The sequence below is a fragment of the Maricaulis sp. genome (assembly GCF_030149425.1).
In the GTDB taxonomy this organism is placed as follows: domain Bacteria; phylum Pseudomonadota; class Alphaproteobacteria; order Caulobacterales; family Maricaulaceae; genus Maricaulis.
Window position 1 is genome coordinate 42,150 of record NZ_JASBRQ010000068.1, and the last position, 18,988, is coordinate 61,137.

Genomic DNA, 18,988 nt, shown 5'->3' on the forward strand with positions numbered 1-18,988 from the left:
TCACCCGGGCTTGATCTAAAGCTCATCCACGCTATCGACATGCCGGCTTGCTTCGCTTTTCAGCCAGGCGATGAAGGCTTGCGTGTCGGCGTCCAGCGGCCGGTTGCGGGCTGTGACGATGTGATAGGCGGACCGGACCGGTACGGAGCCGTCGGCGAATAGCGCCACCAGCCGGCCCGCGGCCAGGTCGTTCTGGGCCAGCGCGCGTTTGGCCAGGGCGACGCCGCGCCCGGCCACCGCGGCATCGATCACCAGGGCGGACTGATTGAAACGCACACCGCTATCAAGTGGCACCGCGCTCACACCGCGGGCCTTGAACCATGACGCCCAATCGGCACCGTCGACTTCGGTTTCCGGTGAGCTGTCATGCAGCAAGGTATGATGCGCCAGATCCGCCGGGCGGCGTAACGGCAGATGATGATCCAGCAGGGCCGGAGCACAGACCGGCAACGCGTCCTCGCTCAATAACAGGTCTTCATTCAGTGTCCGGTCCCCGCCCGGGCCGTAGCGGATCGCCAGATCGGCAGCGCCGCCGGCCAGATCCGCCCGTTCACGATCGGCTGAAATCCACACTTCAATGCCCGGATGCGCCTCCTGGAAAAAGGCCAGGCGCGGCGCCAGCCATTTGCCGGCGAAGGAGGGCGCGACAGAGACCGTCAAACGGCGGCGCTGAACCGGCCGCCGCATCAGCTCGACCGCATGGGCCAGACTTGCAAACGCCTCTGTTGTCACCCCGGCCGCCGCCTTCCCGGCCTCGGTCAGACGCATGGCCCGCCCCTCGCGCACGAAAAGTTGAACCCGGACCTGCTCTTCCAGCTGACGGATTTGCTGGCTCACCGCACCGGGCGTCACCGCCAGCTCATCCGCGGCGCGGGAGAAACTCTCAAGCCTGGCAGCCGCTTCAAAGGCGCGCAGGGCATTCAGGGGCGGAAGGCGTCGATCACTCATAGCCCTTAGTTTAGTTTTTCTAACACATAAACGCAAAAAACTTCGTTTGAATGCGGCAGTCTCAATAGAAATATTGATCCCATCGCGCCACGGAGGCGCAGGAACAGGATTGCCAGAATGCGTGTTTTTCCAGCATCAATTCCCCTGGATGGGCGGACGGTTATCGTTTCGGGTGCCGGCTTTATGGCCGAGGCCAAGGCGCGTCTCTTCGTTGGCAGTCCGGCCCGGTTGAAGTGGTTCACCGGCGCCGACACTGAGCCTGTTGCTTCGGACATCGCCCGATTTGCCGAAGTCATACGCCGCGAGCCGACGCGGCGGGACTTCCGTGGCGCGAGCCTGGTTTTCATTGCTGGCGGCGAGGACCATGTCATCGCCCGGCAGGCCCGCGAAGCCCGCGCCAAGGGCGCTCTCGTCAATATCGTCGACAGCCCGAAAGGCTCCGATTTCCAGACACCGGCCCTGGTGGATCGCGATGCCATGGTGATCTCCATTGCCTCAGGCGGTGCCACGCCGGTGCTTTCGGTCGATATCCGGTCCCAGATCGAGCGCCTGGTGCCGGCGCGTGTCGGTATCCTCGCTGATCTTGCCCGGGAGCTGCGCGGAACCGTCAAATCCGTGCTCGACAAGTTCGATGATCGCCGCGCCTTCTGGGAACGCGCGCTGCGCGGCAAGGCTCGCGATCTCGCCCTGTCCGGCGACAAGGCCGGGGCCCGGCGTGAAATGCTGCGCGAACTCAATACCGACGCCCCGCCCCCCAGCGGCATTGTCCACCTGGTCGGAGCCGGCCCGGGTGACCCTGACCTGCTGACCATCAAGGCCGCACGGCTGTTGCGGGAGGCGGATGTCATCGTCCACGACCGGCTGGTCGGCGACGGCGTGCTCGATCTTGCCCGCCGCGACGCGATCCGCATCGATGTCGGCAAGACCAAGGGCCATCACCCCGTACCGCAGGACGAAATCGCCGACATTCTTGTTCGCGAAGCCCGCAAGGGTCAGCGCGTGGTGCGCCTCAAGGGCGGCGACCCCTTCATTTTCGGCCGCGGCGGCGAAGAGCTGGAAACAGTTCGCGCGGCGGGTATCGAAGCGGAAGTGACGCCGGGCATTTCCGCCGCCCTCGCCTGCGCCGCCTCTTCCGGCATTCCGCTCACTCATCGCGACCACGCCCAGAGCGTCACCTTTGCTTCCGGTGTGGTGAAAAAGGACGGTCCCGACGTGAATTACCAGGCTCTTTCCGCCCCGAACGCGACGGCCGTCTTCTACATGGGCGTCGGTGCCGCGCCGGAAATCCAGACCAAGCTGCTCGCGGCCGGTCGTACCGGCGCTACGCCCGTTGCCATTATCGAGAACGGGTCGAGCGAAAATGAGCGCACCCTGACCGGCATTCTCGGCGACCTCGCCGGGCTGGTCGAGCGGGCCAATGTCAAAGGCCCCGCCATCATCATCGTCGGCGAAACCGCCGCCCTGGCTGCCTCTCAACCGGTTGAGGCCGTGGAGAATTTCGCATGAAAACCCTGACTGCAAACCGCCTCACCGACGGCCGCGTCATTTACCGCACAGTCGAGGGCCAATGGTCCACCGAGCTGGCCGAGGCTCAGCGCCTGACCGCCGAGGAGGCGGTCGAGTTGCTGCCGGTCGCGGAAGCCGAATTCGGCATTGCTGTCGGCCCCTACATCATCGATCTCGATAAAGAGGGTCCGGCGGGGCAGAAATGGCGCCGCGAGACCATCCGCCTGGCCGGTCCGACCACGGGCACAACCCATGTGCTGGGAGCGGCCTGATGTATCGCTATGACGAGCACGACACGACCCTTGTACGCGAGCGTATCGAGGAATTTCGCGACCAGATCGAGCGCCGCATGGACGGCCGCCTGAGCGAAGCCGAGTTCAAGCCGCTGCGGTTGATGAATGGCGTCTATCTGCAGCTGCACGCCTATATGCTCCGCGTCGCCATCCCCTATGGCTCGCTGCGGGCAGAACAAATGCGCGTCCTGGCTCATCTCGCCCGCACCTATGATCGCGGCTATGGCCATTTCACCACGCGGCAGAACATCCAGTACAACTGGCCCGCCCTGACCGACATCCCGGCCATGCTGGAAGCGCTGGCCGATGTCGAGATGCACGCCATCCAGACCTCGGGCAATTGCATCCGCAATGTGACCGCCGACCCGTTTGCCGGGGCCGCACGCGACGAGCTCGAAGACAGCCGGCCGTGGGCTGAAATCATCCGCCAATGGTCCTCCCTGCATCCCGAATTCACCTTCCTGCCGCGCAAGTTCAAGATCGCAGTCAATGGTGCCGGTGAAGATCGCGCCGGGATCCGGGTGCATGATATCGGCCTGCAGATCGTCGAGAATGCGCGCGGCCAGCTCGGTTTCGAAGTCTGGGTCGGCGGCGGCCAGGGCCGCACGCCACGCCTGGCCCGCAAGCTCAAGGACTTTCTCGAGCCGCAGGACTTGCTGAGCTATCTGACCGCCGCCCTGCGCGTCTACAACGCCCATGGACGGCGCGACAATCTCTACAAGGCGCGGATCAAGATTCTCGTCGATGCTCTCGGCATTGAAGGCTTTGCCGCCGAGGTCGAGGAAGAGTGGAGCTATATCCGCGACGGGGATCTGAAACTGCCCGCCGGCGAGATCGCCCGTATCCGCAGTTTCTTTTCCCGCCCGGAATTGACTGGCCCCGCTCCGCTGCCGGAGGCCGGGCCGGCGGCTTTCCGGGCCTGGGTCGACACCAATATCCGCCCGCACCGGGTTGCGGGCCTGTCCAGCGCCGTGATTTCGCTCAAGCCGATTGGCGGCACGCCCGGCGACGCGACGGCTGAGCAAATGGACCTTATCGCCGAGCTCACCGAGCGCTACGGATTTGACGAAGTACGCGTTACGCCGGACCAGAACCTGGTCCTGCCGCATGTGCGCAATGAGGACCTTTTCCCGGTCTGGTCGGCCCTGCGCGAGGCCAGTCTGGCCACCGCCAATGCCGGTCTGGCGAGCGATATCGTCGCCTGCCCGGGGCTGGACTACTGCAATCTGGCCAATGCGCGATCCATCCCGGTGGCGCAGGCGATCAGCCAAACACTGGACGCGGAAGGCCTGGCCCAGGCCGCCGGCGAGGTAACGATCAAGATTTCCGGCTGCATCAATGCCTGCGGCCATCACCATGTCGCGCATATCGGCGTGCTTGGCGTCGATAAGCGGGGTGAGGAATTCTACCAGATCACCCTGGGCGGCGCCTTCGGCGAAGATGCCGCGATCGGCGAGATTGTCGGCAAGGGCCTGGCCGCCGACGACGTCCCGCCCGCCATTGCCCGCATCCTGCGCGCCTATCTCGATTTCCGCGATGAGGATGAACGCTTCATCGACACCCTGCGCCGCCTTGGGAGCGACGCCTTCAAGGAGGCTATCTATGCTGACCTCGCAGCTTGATCACGCGACCCGCACCGAGACCAGCGCCCAGCTGGAAAGCGGCGGCGGCCAGATTGTTGAACTGCCCGGCGAAAGCGATTGGCGTGAAGCCCGCGATGCGATCGCCGGTGCAGTCCAAGTCGATATCCGCTTCGGCAAATTCAATGATGGCCGCGGCTTCACCCTGGCGGCGCATCTGCGCGAACGGGCGGGCTATAAGGGGCATTTGCGCGCGGTCGGTGCGCTGATCCCGGACCAGGCGCAATTTCTCAAGCGTGTCGGCTTTGATGCCGTCTCGCCGGACCGCACCGATCTCGCCGCCGACTGGGCCCGGGCCGAAGCCCGCTTCTCGGTGGTCTACCAGCCCGCCGTGCGCGGCCCTCTTGCCGTGCCGGCAAAACGTATCGAAAGCGGTGCGGATCTCGCCGTGCTCAACGCGCGCTATGGCGAGGCCGATGCCCTCGACATTTTGCGTGACGCGGTCACTCGCACCTGGCGCGGGCGTATTGCGCTCCTGTCCTCCTTCGGTGCGGAAGCCGCGGTGAGCCTGCACCTGCTCTCCCGCATCGCCCCGGCCACGCCAGTGCTGTTTCTCGATACCGGACGGCTGTTTGCGCAGACCGAGCAATATCAGCGCGAACTGACACAAAAGCTCGGCCTGACCAATATCCGCATCCTCAAACCCCAGGCGAGCGATGTCGCGCGGGAAGATGTTGACGGCAAGCTGTGGAGCCGCGACAGCGATGCCTGCTGCGCGATGCGCAAGGTACGGCCGCTGGACGGGGTGATCGGGGATTACGACGCGCTGATTACCGGTCGCAAACGCTTCCATGGCGGTGAGCGGATGAAGCTGCCCGCGGTGGAACGCGTCAACGGCACGATGCGCGTCAACCCGCTGGCGCGCTGGTCCGCCGAGGAAGTCCAGGCCTATTTCCGGCGCTACGATTTGCCGCGACACCCGTTGACCGATATGGGCTATGCCTCAATCGGCTGCTGGACCTGCACCGCACCGGCTCACAGCGATGATGTGCGCTCGGGACGCTGGGCCGGGCAGGACAAGTCCGAGTGCGGCATTCATCGCCCGCTTCCGGTAGCCGCCGAATAGCGCATCCGCGCCAGGCAAAAGGAAAACCAGGTGTCCTACGCTCACGTCTTGGACCTGATCGGCAATACGCCGCTGATCCGGCTCGACGGCCCGTCCGATGCGACCGGTTGCGAGATTCTCGGCAAGGCTGAATTCCTCAACCCGGGCGGTTCGATCAAGGACCGCGCCGCCCTCAATATCGTGCGCGAAGCCGCAGCGGACGGCACGCTGAAGCCGGGCGGGGCCATTGTTGAAGGCACGGCCGGCAATACCGGAATCGGCCTGGCCCTGGTCGGCGCTGCGCTGGGCTATCCCGTCACCATCGTCATGCCGCGCACCCAGTCGGAAGAGAAGAAGTCGGCCGTGCGCTCTTTCGGAGCGCGCCTGATCGAGGTCGACGCGGCACCCTTCTCCAGCCCCAACCATTTCGTGCACTATTCCAAACGCCTGGCCGAGGAGCTCAATGAGAGCCACCCGTCCGGTGCGATCTGGGCCAATCAGTTCGACAATCTCGCCAATCGCCGGGCGCACGAGAAAACGACCGCGCCGGAAATCTGGGAACAGACCGGCGGCCGGGTCGATGCCTTCATCTCCGCCGTCGGCAGTGGCGGCACGCTGACCGGTGTCGCCGCGGGCCTGCATCGCCACAACCCGGACATCAAGATCGCCCTGGCCGATCCGGCGGGGGCCGCGCTGCACAGCTATTTCACCACCGGCGAGCTCAAGGGTGAGGGATCATCCATCACCGAGGGCATCGGCGTCGGCCGCATCACCGGCAATCTGGAAGGCCTTACGGTCGACCATGCCTACCGTATCGAAGACAAGGAAATGCTGCCGGTCCTGTATGATCTGATCGAGCATGAAGGCCTGTCGCTGGGCGGTTCGGCGGGTATCAATGTCGCCGGAGCCATCCGCCTGGCCCGCGATATCGGCCCGGGCAAAACCATCGTCACCATGCTGTGTGACCCCGGCGCACGCTATGCCGCCAAACTGTTCAATCCTGAATTCCTCATGAGCCGGGGCTTGCCCGTGCCGCCCTGGACGCTTAACGAAGCGCCGCGGACCCATGCCTAGGCATGAGCCCTTCTGTACGAGACCGATGAAATGAATGTCATGACAACACCGCCTGCTCGCGAAAAGAACAAGATCTCGGCCAAGCCCGGCCCCTACACGATCGAGACCGTGCTTGAGGTCAAGCACTATACCGACCGTCTGTTCTATTTCCGCATCACCCGGCCTTCGAGCTTTCGGTTCCGCTCCGGTGAGTTCGTCATGATCGGTTTGCCCAAGGAAGACGGCAAACCGCTCTTGCGCGCCTATTCCGTCGCCAGCCCGTTCTGGGATGAGGCACTCGACTTCTATTCCATCAAGGTGCCGGACGGCCCGCTGACCTCGCGTCTGCAACACATCCAGCCGGGCGATGAAGTGCTTCTGGGCAAGAAGCCGACCGGCACGCTGGTGCTCGACGCGCTGAAGCCGGGCAAGCGGCTCTACCTCGTCTCCACCGGCACCGGTATCGCACCCTTTGCCAGCCTGGTGCGTGATCCGGAGACCTATGAGAAATTCGAGCAGGTCATTCTCACCCATACCTGCCGCGAGGCTGCCGAACTGGCCTATGGCCATGAGCTGGTTGAAGCCACCAAGCAGGATGAGCTGATCGGCGAAATGGCCCGGGACAAGCTCGTTCACTTCACCTCGGTCACGCGCGAGGACGGTCCGGTCAAAGGCCGGGTCACCGACATGATCAATTCCGGCGAGCTGTTTGACCATCTCGGCGTGCCGGCGCTCGATCCCGAGGTGGACCGGGTGATGATCTGCGGCTCTGAAGGCCTGCTCAAGGACACCCGCCAGATCTGTATCGACCGCGGCTTCGTCGAGGGCTCCAATGCAGCCCCGGCCGACTTCGTCGTCGAGAAGGCCTTCGTCGCAACCGACTGACGGTTAGGCGGCGTCCTGCTCGAACCGGTCCCTCAGGGCGGTAAAATAGCTCCGTCCGACCGGGACCCGGTCGCCGCTTTTCATTGTCACCGCGCGTCGTCCCGCAATGGACTCGATCTGCTCGATCTTGCCCAGATTGACGAAGTGCGACTTATGCACCCGCACCACCGCGCTCCCCGCCATGGCTTCCTCCAGGGAAGCCATGGTTTCACGCACCATCACAGCGCGGTCCGGGGTATAGATATGGACATAGTCGCGGCACGCCTCGATCCGCTCGACGGCGTCGAGCGGGATGCGGATGCGGCGGCCGTCGACCCGGGCCCAGTACACTTGCTCCACTTCCGGCGGCGGCGCTTCACTCTGACGCGACAGCACACTGGCCGCCTGCGACACGGCCGCGATCACCGGTGATAACACCAGGCGCTCACGCGCCTTGCCCAGGGCCCGGGCCAGGCGCTCGGCATTGACCGGCTTGAGCAGATAGTCAGCAGCGTCCACCTCGTAGGAATCGACGGCATATTCCGGGTAAGCGGTGATGAATATGATCTGCGTTTGGAAACTGCGGCGCAGTTCTTGCGCCAGTTCGATACCGTTCTCACCGGGCATTTCGACATCGAGAAGCAGGACATCCGGGCGCCGCGACCGGGCCAGGTTCAGCGCCACTGCAGTACTCGAGGCCCGGCAGACCAAAGTGACATCCTCAAAACCTTCCAGCAGTTTTTCAATACCGGCAACCGCAAGGGGTTCGTCATCAACGATCATGACACGCATCAGCAGCCCTCCACAGGACGGGGTAATCGAAGGTGGGCGTCATAGCTGCCATCCGGATCATAGCCGGCGGACAGGGCAGCCGTACCGGCGAAGAGGATTTCGACCCGCTTGCGCAAATTGGCCAGACCTGTGCCGCTGATCACGTCGCGCACGCCGCTGTCAGGCACTGAGGCGGGAACGGAATTCCGGACCCCGACCTCAAGATCCCCACTCTCGGTCCGGCGGGCATAAATCGAGGCCTCGACCCGGTCATCGGTCCGGGCGACTGTGTGTTTGACAACATTCTCCACAAAGCCTTGCAAGGCATGACCCGGGATCGGGGTATCAAGCAGCTTGGGGTCGATTTGCCAGTCCACCACGAGCCGGTCGGGATAGCGCAAGCCTTCAATGGTCAGATACATCTCGGCCAGCTCAACCTCTTCGGCCAGCGTCACCAAGGCACCGTCGCGGGCTTTCAGGTTTTGCCGCAGCATGTCACCGAGCAGGACGACTGCCCGATGCGCATCCTGCTTTCGGTCGAGCAGGATCAGGGACGCCACCGAATTCAGCACATTGAACAGGAAATGCGGGTTGATCTGATTTTCCAACGCCTTCAGCTGGGCTCGGGCCATCGCGCTCTCAAGCGCGTAAGCGCGCTTGTCGGCTTCGACACGGCGTTGATGGATATCAACTGAATAGACGATGGCCGACCACAGGCCGTACATCCACGCCGACGCCATGATGATATTGGTCAGGAAGGCCCTGAGATAATTATAGAAAGTCGGGTTGGGCCGCATATTGCCCGTGAGCGAGACCAAGGCGGTATCGATGCTCGACCCGGCAAGGATTATGGCGATCACATAGAGCACCGTGCGGGACTGAAAGAACGGCTTGCCGCTTGTGATGGCCGGGTAGAGCGCTTGGGTGAGCACAAACCCGATCAGAGCATTACCCAGATAATATTGCCACTGAGACGGAGAAACCGAACCACCGTTTAAGCGAGCAAAGAACCATATTGTTCCAACATGGAAGATCGCGATCGAAACATAGATCGCGATACTCATCCATCTCAAGCGAGATATTTCTACTTTCATCGACCAACTCAGACTTTTTGACCGGCATTATTTTATCTGCCTGCCCGAGCACTTTCCCCGTCATTGAACGAGAATTCCCGCCGCTGGTCGATTTAATCTTCCGTAAGTCGCGCAAATTGCGCCGTTTGTCGCGCGCCCGGCTCCCGCCGGATTTTCCCTGCCCTAGGCGTGCTCGCCTGGCCTGTCCGCAGAGACAGCCGGATCTCGAAAGAGGGGATGCCGGCCCTGACCGGCGCAATGCACCAAGTAGGGGAACTACATGACGTACAGTAACAAAGCGCATCTCTTGCGCTCCTCGATTCTGGCTGGCGTGATTGCAGCAGGCTTTGTCGCAGCTGCACCCGCAGCGCTAACCGGCGCAGCCGCACACGCCCAGGATTACACCACCGGCGCCATCACCGGCACGGTCGTCGATGCCAACGGCGATGCGGTTGCAGGCGCCGACGTCGCGATCCGTTCAGTCGCGCAGGGCTTCAGTCGCTCAACCACCTCCGCGGCGGATGGCGACATCCGCTTCGGCCTGCTCCCGCAAGGTGAATATGAAGTTGTCGTCTCAGCGCCCGGCTTCCGCTCGACGGAGTCCGTCGTTTCTGTCCGGGCCGGCTCGGAGTCGGCGTATCGCTTCGACCTGGTCGGTGCCTCGGAAGTCATCACCGTGACCGGAACTGCGACCCAGGTGCTCGATTTCGCCCAGACCACAACCGGGCTTGATCTCGACATTGACGAGGTTCTCGAGACCCTGCCGATCAACCGCAACATCACCGCCGTGTCGCGCCTGGCACCAACGGTGACCCGGGGCGATGCCGATTTCGGCAACCTGGCCAATATCGGTGGCGCTTCAGTGGCGGAAAACGCCTTCTACGTGAACGGCCTCAACATCACCAATCTGGACAATTTCCTCGGAGCCGCTCTCGTGCCCTTCGAGTTCTACCAGTCGGTCGAGGTCAAGAATGGTGGCATCCCGGCCGAATATGGCCGCTCACCGGGCGGTATCATCAACGCAGTCACCGAGTCCGGTACCAATGAGTGGACGTTCGAGGTTCACGCCAATTACGCGCCGGACGCACTGCGGGCGGACGAGACCGATATTGTCACCGAAGGCACCCGGACCCAGGGCGACCTGTTTGAGCGGGAAAGCAGCTCGCTGATCCTGGAAGGCGGCGGCCCCATCATTCGCGACCGTCTCTTCGTCTACGGGCTGACGGAATTCCGCGATTCAACCCGGACCACGAACAACGCCGCAGCAGGGCTTTGGACCGAATATGAAAGTGACGACCCCTTCTATGGGGTCAAGGTTGATGGCTACATCACCGACGACCACCGTCTGGAATTCACCTGGTGGGACACGACACGTGAAACCAATGTCAATATTTTCGACTTTGATGCCACGACCGGCGATGTCTCCAGCGCCCCGAATTCGAACCTGCTCCAGACCCGGGGCGGTGAAGCCTATGTCGCGCGCTATACCGGCAATATCAATGACTGGCTGACCCTGTCGGCGGCCTATGGCGAAGTCGATGAGAGCTATCTCGATATCTCCGGTGACACCTCGACGCCCTATATCGTCAACGTCTCCGGCACCACGATCGGCGGTGTCGCATCCGGGGGCCTGTTGGGCACCCAAAGCGTGGTCAACGACACCTCGGAGTATGAAACCAGCCGCACCTTCTTCCGGGCGGATGCAGATTTGTATTTCGACTTCCTCGGCGAACACCATTTGCGCATCGGCTTCGAGCGCGAGGAGACCTTCCTCGCCCGCAATACCCAGCGTAATGGCGGCTATGCCATCGTCTATCGCCAGGGCAGCGCATCGAACTCGCTCGGCGTTCCGGCCGGTACCACCTATGCGGAGTTCAATGTGTTCACCACGGGGGGCGCCTTCGAAGGGGAGAATGACGCCCTCTACATCCAGGATTCCTGGGATGTGTCCGATCGCTTGAACCTGCAATTGGGCCTGCGCAGCGACAGCTTCCTGCAGCTCAATGCGGCCGGTGATCCGCTCGTCGACCAGCCGGACAATCTGGCCGCTCGTCTGGGCTTCAACTACGACCCGACCGGTGAAGGACGCCAGCGCTTCTTTGGCTCCTATGGCCGTAACTACTTCCCCATCGCCGCCAACACCGCCTTCCGCGGCGGCGCGTCGGAACTGGCCTATCGGGAATACTGGCTGTTCAGCGGTGTCGATGCCGGCGGCAATCCGTTGCTAACAACCCAGATCACCGAGGCCACCAACCCGACCGGCACCTTTGCCATCTGTCCGGCCGGCGTATTCGGGTCAGCCGGCACGCGCGGCTGTGCCGTGACCGGTGATGGCGAAGCTAATCCGGCCGAGACCTTCGCCTCGCTCAATGTCGAAACCGGTTATGCCGACGAGTACATCCTGGGTTATGAGCACACCTTCGATGATCTCTGGTCGGCGCAGGCCATCTTCCGCTATCGCGAACTGCTGCAGGCGGCCGAGGATATTTCCATCGACTTCGGCGTACAGGCCTATTGTGCGGCCAATGGCCTGGAAATGACCAATGCGGCCGGCACCGGTTGCGCCGACGTCTATAGCGGTTTCCACCAGTATCTTCTGTCCAATCCGGGCAGCTCGGTGGAAGCGATCCTGATTGATCCGCTATCGGATGGAACAACCCGCCTGACCCTGTCGGCAGACGGGCTCGGCTATCCCGATCCGGAGCGCAAATTCATGGCGCTGGAACTCAACTTCACGCGCCAGTTTGACGGCCTCTGGGGGCTGCGCGGCTCCTATGTCCTGTCCGAGGCGATCGGTAATTACGGCGGTTTCGTCAATGCCGATCTCGGTCAGGATGATGCCGGTGTGACCCAGGATTTCGACAATCCGGGGATCATGGACGGCGCGCGGGGTCTTCTGCCCTCCCACCGGGCACACCAGTTCAAACTCTTCGGCTCCTATCAGGCGACCGAAGATCTGCTGGTGGGCTTCAATGCCGAGCTGACCTCGCCGCGCCGCTTCGGCTGTCTCGGCAACCACCCGACCGAAGGTCAGCGCTTCGATGCCTCCGTGTATGAATCGCTGAACGCCTTCTACGGCCCGGCCTCCTGGTTCTGCCAGGGCGAGTCGACGCCTCGCGGTTCTCAATTCTCTTCCGACTGGGAGAAGAATTTCGATGTCTCGCTGCGTTACTCGGTCGATACGCCGCTGGCCCAGGACATGGTCCTGCGGGCGGATATCTTCAACCTGTTCAACTTCCAGTCCGTTGTCGATGCCGAGGAGACGGGTGACCGCAGCGATGGCAATCCGGATCCGGATTACCAGCTGCCGACGCAATACCAGACGCCTCGCTTCGTTCGTCTGGGCTTCGATCTGCGCTTCTAAGTCCTGGCCGCAGATTGCAGGGGGGAGCGGCGGACCATCTGGTCCGCCGCTTTTTTCATGGCAGGCCGCTGCCGTTGGTCGAGACAGGCGTGTTCTTCATCGCAACACACCTGCTGCCACCGGCCCCGGGCGCTAGACTGGAAAGGTCTCAAATTAGATCCCTCCGGGTCTTTGAGCCGCAGTACCCAACTGCGAAAAACACACGGCGCCCTGGATACTTAGTATCCAGGGCTGCGTGCGTTTGGAGGCCTTACGATTCCGGCCTTGACTCTCCTGCCGCAAGTGAGAACATAAGAAGAACATCGACTATGGGATAGATCATGCGATCTGCGTCTTCGCGTCCAGACGGACCGGCGCAGCTGGAGAAGCTGCGCGCCAAAATCAGGGATTTGATGCCGGCCTCCGCGCTGACTATGGCGACGGAGGACGCGCATGCGCCTGCAGCGCAAGACCCGGCCCTGGCCGCAGGCCCCTTGCTGGAGGTGGACCGCCAGCTGCACCTCGGTACCGGGCTGCACGAATTTTGCCCGCAAGATTATCTCGACACCCCTGCTGCGCTGGCCGTGCAGAGCGGTTTCATGGCCCAGGCCCTGCGCCGCGCCGGCACAGCACCGCCGCTGCTCTGGGTCCGGGCGCGCAATAGCGGCCAGGATTTCGGCCAGCCCTACCCGCTGGGCCTGCAGCAATGGGGCCTGGCGCCCGAACGCACCATTTTCGCCGAGACGGACAGCCTCACCGATGCCCTCTGGGCCATGGAGGACGCCCTGCGCGCCGGGGCCTGGGTGATGGGTGAGGCCGGCACGTCTTCACGTTACGATCTGACCGCGACCAAGCGCCTGCACATGGCAGCACAGGCGCGCGGCGGACTGGCTTTGGTGCTGCGGCACCATGACATGATCGGGGCCAGTGCGGCCCTGACACGATGGCGCCTGTCGGCCCGGCCTTCGCCGGCGCAGGACTGGCGCGGGGCGACAGGTTTGCCCGGGCTGGGGTCTCCCCGTTTCCGGGCGCATTTGGAACGGGTCAGGGGCGGCCCGCCGAAACAATTCGATATCGAGTGGAAGCATGCGGCGTTTCATGTCCTTGAGCCTGCCCCGCTGGCCGACAGAACGGCTCGGCCTGAGCCCCGGAGCAAGCCCGCGCGCCAGCGCGCCTGACAACACACCCTTTGCCCTGGTCCACACCACGACCGGCGGCGAACGGCTCTATGCCCTCAATGCGGTCGCAGCCCGGGCCGGGCTCAGGCGCGGCCAGTCCGTGGCCGACGCCAAGGCGCTGGAACCCCTGATGCGGACGGCCCCGGCCAAGCCGGATGCAGATACACGCCTGCTCCAGGCCTATGCCCGCGCCTGCGGGCGCTGGTCGCCCTTTGTCGCGCCAGACCCCGGCCAACCCGGCGATGATGGTATTCTGCTCGACATCACCGGCTGTGCCCGGCTGTTCGGCGGCGAGGACAAGCTGATCGCGGCTGCCCTTGAGGCCAGTCGTGCACGCGGCCTGACCACCTATGCCGCCGCCGCACCGAGCATCGGCCTGGCCTGGGGGCTGGCGCGCTACCAGGCCCGTCAGAGCGAAACCGGCTGGGTCAGCGCGGACAGGATCGACACCGCCCTGGCCGATATGCCGGTCGAAGGCCTGCGCATCGGCGAAACCGCTGCCCAATTGCGCCGTTTCGGGCTCAAGCGGGCCGGCGATCTCATCGCCTTGCCCCGCGCCAGCCTGACCCGGCGTTTCGGAGCCGGGCTTGTGACCCGGCTCGATCAGGCCACGGGGCGCGTCGAGGAAAGCCTCAACCCGTTACAACCGCTTACCGATTGCCGCGCCCGTCTGCGCTTTCCCGAGCCGCTGCTGCTGCTCGACAGTCTCAAGCAATGCGTCGATGAGACAGCCCGGAGCCTGTGTGAACAGCTCGAGACCCAGGGGCTGGGCCTGCGCCGGGTCGAACTCAATCTCTACCGTATCGACGGCAAGCTGATCCTGCTCGGCGTCGGCACGGCCGCGCCGGCGCGCGACCCGGCCCATATCGCACGGCTCTTGTACGAAAAACTCGACCGGGCCGAGATCGATATCGGTTTCGGCATTGATGTCGTCGAATTGCGTGCCCGCGAGACCGCGCCCCTCAAGGGCCGGCAGGCCGGGCTTTTGCACACCGGCGAACCCGACCCGGAGGAGCTCGACCAGCTGACCGACCGGCTCGTCGTCCGCCTCGGCGATGACCAGGTGCGCCGCGCCGGGCGGCGTGAAAGTCATATACCCGAGCGCGCGGCAGGCTGGCGTCCCGGCCCATCCCTCACCGGTTCATCCCTGAGCGGTTCCGCCCTGAGCGGTTCCGCCCTGAGCGTATGCGAGCCGGCGCAAACGCCCGCCTTGATCACTGCGCCCGCCCCGGACCGCCCGCTCCTCATCCTGGCCCGCCCGGAACCGGCCCAGGCCGTCGCGGAAATTCCCGACGGCCCGCCGCGCAGCTTCATCTGGCGCCGCGTCCGCCATCTCGTGCATCGCGCCGAAGGCCCGGAGCGTCTGGCCCCGGAATGGTGGCGCGACCAGCTCAGTGCCCGCACGCGCGATTATTTCCGCGTCGAAACCCGTGAAGGCCGCCGCTTCTGGCTTTACCGCGAAGGCCTGTTCGGCCTGGAAACCCGCACCCCGAACTGGTTCGTGCACGGGGCCTCTTGAGATCAGACCATGCACCACGCCGCCGAACTCGTTGCCGCGACGAATTTTTCCTTCCTGACGGGGGCTTCGCATCCCGATGAAATGGTGGCTCAGGCCGCCTTGCTGGGGCTGAGCGCCATTGGGATTGCCGACACCAACTCCTTCGCCGGCATGGTGCGGGCGCATCTCGCCGCCAAGGATGCCGGGATCAAACTGCTGGTCGGCGTGCGGCTGAAAACGGTCTGCGGTTTTGACATCGCTGCCTATCCCACCGATCGCGAGGCTTATGGCCGTCTCTGCCGCATGCTCACCAATGCCAATTTCCGCTCGGTGAAGGGCCAGTGCGATCTCTGGCTGGAAGAGGTCATCGATGCTTCTCCCGGCCAGGTCTTCATCCTGCTCCCGCCACAACATGCCAGCGAGCACTGGCGCGAACGGGCCGCCCATATACTGGCCCGCTCGCATGCCCGCCATGCCCTGGCCCTGACGCGGTGGTTTGACGGCCAGGATGGCCGCCGCCTGTTCCAGCTCGACGCCATCGCCCAGGAGCTCGAAATCGACACCGTGGCGACAACCGATGCCCGTTTCCACACCCCCGAGCGCAAACCGCTGGCTGATGTGGTGACCTGTATCCGTGAGCATGTGACCCTGAAACGCGCCGGCTTCCATCTCGCCGCCAATGGCGAACGCCATCTCAAACCACCACACGAACTCTACCGCCTGTTCCAGGGCTATGAGGCCGCCGTGGCCCGCTCGCTCGACCTCGCCGGCCGGATCAACTTCTCGCTCGACGAGCTCGTCTATCAATATCCCGATGAGGTGATCGGGGCAGATGAAACCCCGATGCAGACCCTGCGGCGGCTGACCGAGGAAGGCCTGGAGCGGCGCTACCCATCCGGCCCGCCGGACCGCATCACGCGCGCCGTTGCACATGAGCTCGCCCTCATCGAGGAGCTCGACTACGCCGCCTATTTCCTCACCGTCTACGACATCGTCCGCTTTGCCCGCAGCCAGGACATTCTGTGCCAGGGCCGCGGCTCGGCGGCCAATTCCGCTGTTTGCTACATTATCGGCATCACCGAAGTGGATCCGGCCCGGATTGACCTGCTGTTTGAACGCTTTGTCTCGGCAGAACGTGGTGAGCCGCCGGATATCGACGTGGATTTCGAGCACCAGCGCCGCGAGGAGGTGATCCAGTACGTCTATGAGAAGTACGGCCGCCGCCGCGCCGCCATGACCGCGACGGTGAATTGCTATCGCCCGCGCGGGGCCATCCGTGAAACCGGCAAGGTGTTCGGCCTGTCCGGTGACATCATCTCGGCCCTGTCCAAAACACTCTGGGGCTGGCGCAGCGATGATCTGACCGATGACCGGATCCGCAGCGAACTCGGCCTCGACCCGGAAGCGCCGGAGATCGCCATGACGCTGCGCTATGCACGCGAGCTGATGGGCTTTCCCCGGCATCTCTCGCAGCATCCCGGCGGTTTTGTCATGACCCAGGGACGGCTCGACGAGATCGTGCCCCTGCACAATGCCGCCATGCCCGACCGCACGGTTCTGGAGTGGGACAAGGAAGATATCGACGCGCTCGGCCTGATGAAGGTGGATGTACTCGGCCTGGGCATGCTCAGCTGCGTGGCCCGGGCAATGACGATGATCCGTGAGCACTATCAGCGGCCCCTGCGTGTCGCCGATATTCCACCCGAGGATGCGGCGGTCTACGACATGATCTGCAAGGCCGACACGATTGGCGTTTTCCAGATCGAAAGCCGGGCCCAGATGACCATGCTGCCACGGCTCAAACCGCGCAATTTCTACGACCTGGTCATCGAGGTCGCGATTGTCCGCCCGGGCCCAATCCAGGGCGATATGGTGCATCCCTATCTGCGCCGGCGCGATGGCCGTGAGCCGGTCGAGTTTCCCTCCCGGGAATTGGAGGATGTCCTGGGCAAGACGCTGGGTGTGCCCCTGTTCCAGGAACAGGCCATGCGGATTGCCATTGTCGCGGCCGGCTTCACCCCCTCGGAGGCGGACCGCTTACGCCGGTCCATGGCCGCCTTCCGCCGTTCCGGCACGATCCACGAAATGGGCATGAAGCTGAAACAGGGCATGATCGCCAATGGCTATGAACCGGACTTCGCCGAGCGCTGTTTCAAACAGCTCGAGGGCTTTGGCGAATACGGCTTCCCGGAAAGCCATGCCGCCAGCTTCGCCCTCATCGTCTATGTCTCCTGCTGGCTCAAGCGCTACTTCCCCGACGTCTTTCTCGCCGCCCTGCTCAACGCCCAGCCGATGGGCTTTTACGCCCCGGCGCAGCTGGTCCGCGATGCCCGCGATCATGGCGTCGAAGTGCGCCCGCCCGACGTCAATCACTCCGATTGGGAAGCGACGCTGGAACCGTGCAGCGGGCCGCCGCCGGACCGTCGCCTGCCCTTCGACATGCCTACCGGCGAGGGCGGCGGCCGCTTTGCCGTGCGCCTCGGCCTGCGTCAGATCAAAGGCATGAAGGAGCCGATGGCGGCGCGGCTGGTCGCAGCGCGTCACGCGGAAGGCCCCTTCGCCAGCGTCGCCGACCTGGCGCGCCGGGCCCGCATCGACCGCGGCACAATCGACCGGCTGGCCCAGGCCGATGCTTTCGGCTCGATCGATCTCGACCGGCGCAAGGCCGGCTGGTCAGCCCTGGCCGAGGCCGGCAAACCCCTGCCCCTGTTCGACCGGCTCGATGATTATGGAGCGGAGCGCGCGGTTGCCCTGCCGGCCCTGAGCGGCGGCGAGAACGTGGCCCAGGATTATGCCAGCCTGCGGCTTTCCCTGAAGGCTCATCCGCTCTCCTTCTTCCGCGCCGAATTCAATGAGCGGGGCTTTTTACGCGCCGAACAATTGCGCGAGATGCGGGACGGACAATGGGTGACGATCGCTGGCCTGGTGCTGGTGCGCCAGCGCCCGGGCTCGGCCAGCGGCGTGATTTTTGCCACGCTGGAGGATGAGACCGGGGTCGCCAATGTCATCGTCTGGCCAAAGACGTTCGAGCGTCACCGCAAAACGGTGATGAGCGCCAAGCTGATGACTGTGACCGGCCGGCTGCAGAAGGAGGGCGAGGTCATCCACATCGTCTCACACCGGATCGATGATCAAAGCTGGCGCCTGGCCGCGCTGGCCGGCGGTGCCGATTTCGAAGAGGCGCTGGCCCATGCCGACGAGGTCAGTCGCCCCCAGGTCGACCCGCGCACGGTGGCGCTTTATCGCAAGGCCATGCAGGGCCAGGGGCTCAGCGAGATCCTGCCCAAGAGCCGGGATTTTCATTGACCAGAACGGTAAAGCCGGGCCCAGCGATACCGCGCTGGCCCGGCTCACAGATTGTATATCAAAGCCGGAAACTAGAGCGCGTAATCGCGCTCCGGGTCGACGCCCGCCGTCTCCAGGAATTTGCGGATGGCGCGCACTTCATCCTTGGGCAGCGAATGTTTGGCGTGATGGAAATTCGCCGTATGGCCGTTGAGCGTGACCGCGAATTTGGCGCCATTGCGCTCATGCAGCTCAGCACCGAGATCGCTCAGAACATGCTCGACATCGGCCGGAGCCAGATTGGCCGGCTCGGGATGATGGAAAATCGCGTGCAAGGTCTTGCGGTGTTTGTGGTTCATGTCGATGGCCTCCCTGAAGATTTAGCCTCAGGTTATCGCCACACTTTTCCTCCGGATATGCGACCAAGCGCCCCGCGACGCTCCGCCTCACCCCCGCGTCGCTGTGGCGGCGCGGGCCGCGCAAAACCGGCG

The 18,988-nt window shown here is 63.9% G+C and carries 14 protein-coding genes; 10 read left to right on the plus strand and 4 right to left on the minus strand.

Annotated features, from left to right (window positions below):
* Positions 1–15: 15 nt before the first annotated feature.
* Entirely contained in the window at positions 16–948 is a 933-nt protein-coding gene (gene gcvA / locus Q1V57_RS11925; RefSeq protein WP_300531037.1) for a transcriptional regulator GcvA, read from the minus strand.
* 117 nt (positions 949–1,065) lie between these two features.
* On the opposite strand from gcvA, the gene cysG reads away from it, so the two are divergent.
* The 6 genes from cysG to Q1V57_RS11955 are packed head-to-tail and all read left to right on the plus strand — an operon-like array spanning position 1,066 to position 7,370.
* Complete coding sequence (gene cysG / locus Q1V57_RS11930) at positions 1,066–2,454, plus strand: siroheme synthase CysG (RefSeq protein ID WP_300531039.1); 1,389 nt, start codon at positions 1,066–1,068, stop codon at positions 2,452–2,454.
* A complete protein-coding gene (locus Q1V57_RS11935; protein ID WP_300531042.1) occupies positions 2,451–2,726 on the plus strand; it encodes a DUF2849 domain-containing protein in 276 nt (91 codons plus the stop codon). Before cysG ends, Q1V57_RS11935 begins: the two co-directional genes overlap by 4 nt.
* Positions 2,726–4,369, plus strand: a complete 1,644-nt coding sequence (locus Q1V57_RS11940; RefSeq protein WP_300531045.1) for a nitrite/sulfite reductase — start codon at positions 2,726–2,728, stop codon at positions 4,367–4,369. Before Q1V57_RS11935 ends, Q1V57_RS11940 begins: the two co-directional genes overlap by 1 nt.
* The gene (locus Q1V57_RS11945) at positions 4,350–5,453 is read left to right on the plus strand and encodes a phosphoadenylyl-sulfate reductase (protein WP_300531047.1); all 1,104 of its coding nucleotides are present in this window, start codon (positions 4,350–4,352) and stop codon (positions 5,451–5,453) included. The genes Q1V57_RS11940 and Q1V57_RS11945 overlap by 20 nt, the downstream gene beginning before the upstream one ends.
* A gap of 30 nt (positions 5,454–5,483) precedes the next feature.
* A complete protein-coding gene (locus tag Q1V57_RS11950; RefSeq protein ID WP_300531050.1) occupies positions 5,484–6,506 on the plus strand; it encodes a cysteine synthase A in 1,023 nt (340 codons plus the stop codon).
* A 39-nt stretch (positions 6,507–6,545) separates the two neighbouring features.
* The gene (locus Q1V57_RS11955; protein WP_366145148.1) at positions 6,546–7,370 is read left to right on the plus strand and encodes a ferredoxin--NADP reductase; all 825 of its coding nucleotides are present in this window, start codon (positions 6,546–6,548) and stop codon (positions 7,368–7,370) included.
* 3 nt (positions 7,371–7,373) lie between these two features.
* On the opposite strand, the gene Q1V57_RS11960 is transcribed toward Q1V57_RS11955, so the two are convergent.
* Both Q1V57_RS11960 and Q1V57_RS11965 read right to left on the minus strand, forming a co-directional pair.
* Positions 7,374–8,141, minus strand: coding sequence for a LytTR family DNA-binding domain-containing protein (locus Q1V57_RS11960; protein WP_300531056.1), 768 nt, complete (start codon positions 8,139–8,141; stop codon positions 7,374–7,376).
* Positions 8,141–9,184 carry a histidine kinase gene (locus tag Q1V57_RS11965; RefSeq protein ID WP_300531059.1) on the minus strand — a complete coding sequence of 348 codons (1,044 nt, stop codon included), beginning with the start codon at positions 9,182–9,184 and terminating at the stop codon, positions 8,141–8,143. Before Q1V57_RS11965 ends, Q1V57_RS11960 begins: the two co-directional genes overlap by 1 nt.
* A gap of 289 nt (positions 9,185–9,473) precedes the next feature.
* Here Q1V57_RS11965 and Q1V57_RS11970 point away from each other — a divergent pair, with 289 nt between their 5' ends.
* From Q1V57_RS11970 to Q1V57_RS11985, 4 genes are all read left to right on the plus strand, one after another.
* Positions 9,474–12,557 carry a carboxypeptidase regulatory-like domain-containing protein gene (locus Q1V57_RS11970; RefSeq protein ID WP_300531062.1) on the plus strand — a complete coding sequence of 1,028 codons (3,084 nt, stop codon included), beginning with the start codon at positions 9,474–9,476 and terminating at the stop codon, positions 12,555–12,557.
* Between the two features lie 320 nt (positions 12,558–12,877).
* A complete protein-coding gene (locus tag Q1V57_RS11975; protein ID WP_300531065.1) occupies positions 12,878–13,714 on the plus strand; it encodes a hypothetical protein in 837 nt (278 codons plus the stop codon).
* The gene (locus Q1V57_RS11980; protein WP_300531066.1) at positions 13,623–15,233 is read left to right on the plus strand and encodes a DUF6504 family protein; all 1,611 of its coding nucleotides are present in this window, start codon (positions 13,623–13,625) and stop codon (positions 15,231–15,233) included. The genes Q1V57_RS11975 and Q1V57_RS11980 overlap by 92 nt, the downstream gene beginning before the upstream one ends.
* 9 nt (positions 15,234–15,242) lie before the next feature.
* Positions 15,243–18,518 carry an error-prone DNA polymerase gene (locus Q1V57_RS11985; protein ID WP_300531068.1) on the plus strand — a complete coding sequence of 1,092 codons (3,276 nt, stop codon included), beginning with the start codon at positions 15,243–15,245 and terminating at the stop codon, positions 18,516–18,518.
* A 71-nt stretch (positions 18,519–18,589) separates the two neighbouring features.
* Here the strand turns inward: Q1V57_RS11985 and Q1V57_RS11990 are convergent, their stop codons facing one another.
* Positions 18,590–18,856: a hypothetical protein gene (locus tag Q1V57_RS11990; protein ID WP_300531071.1), complete on the minus strand. Its 267-nt coding sequence runs from the start codon at positions 18,854–18,856 to the stop codon at positions 18,590–18,592.
* Positions 18,857–18,988 lie beyond the last annotated feature (132 nt).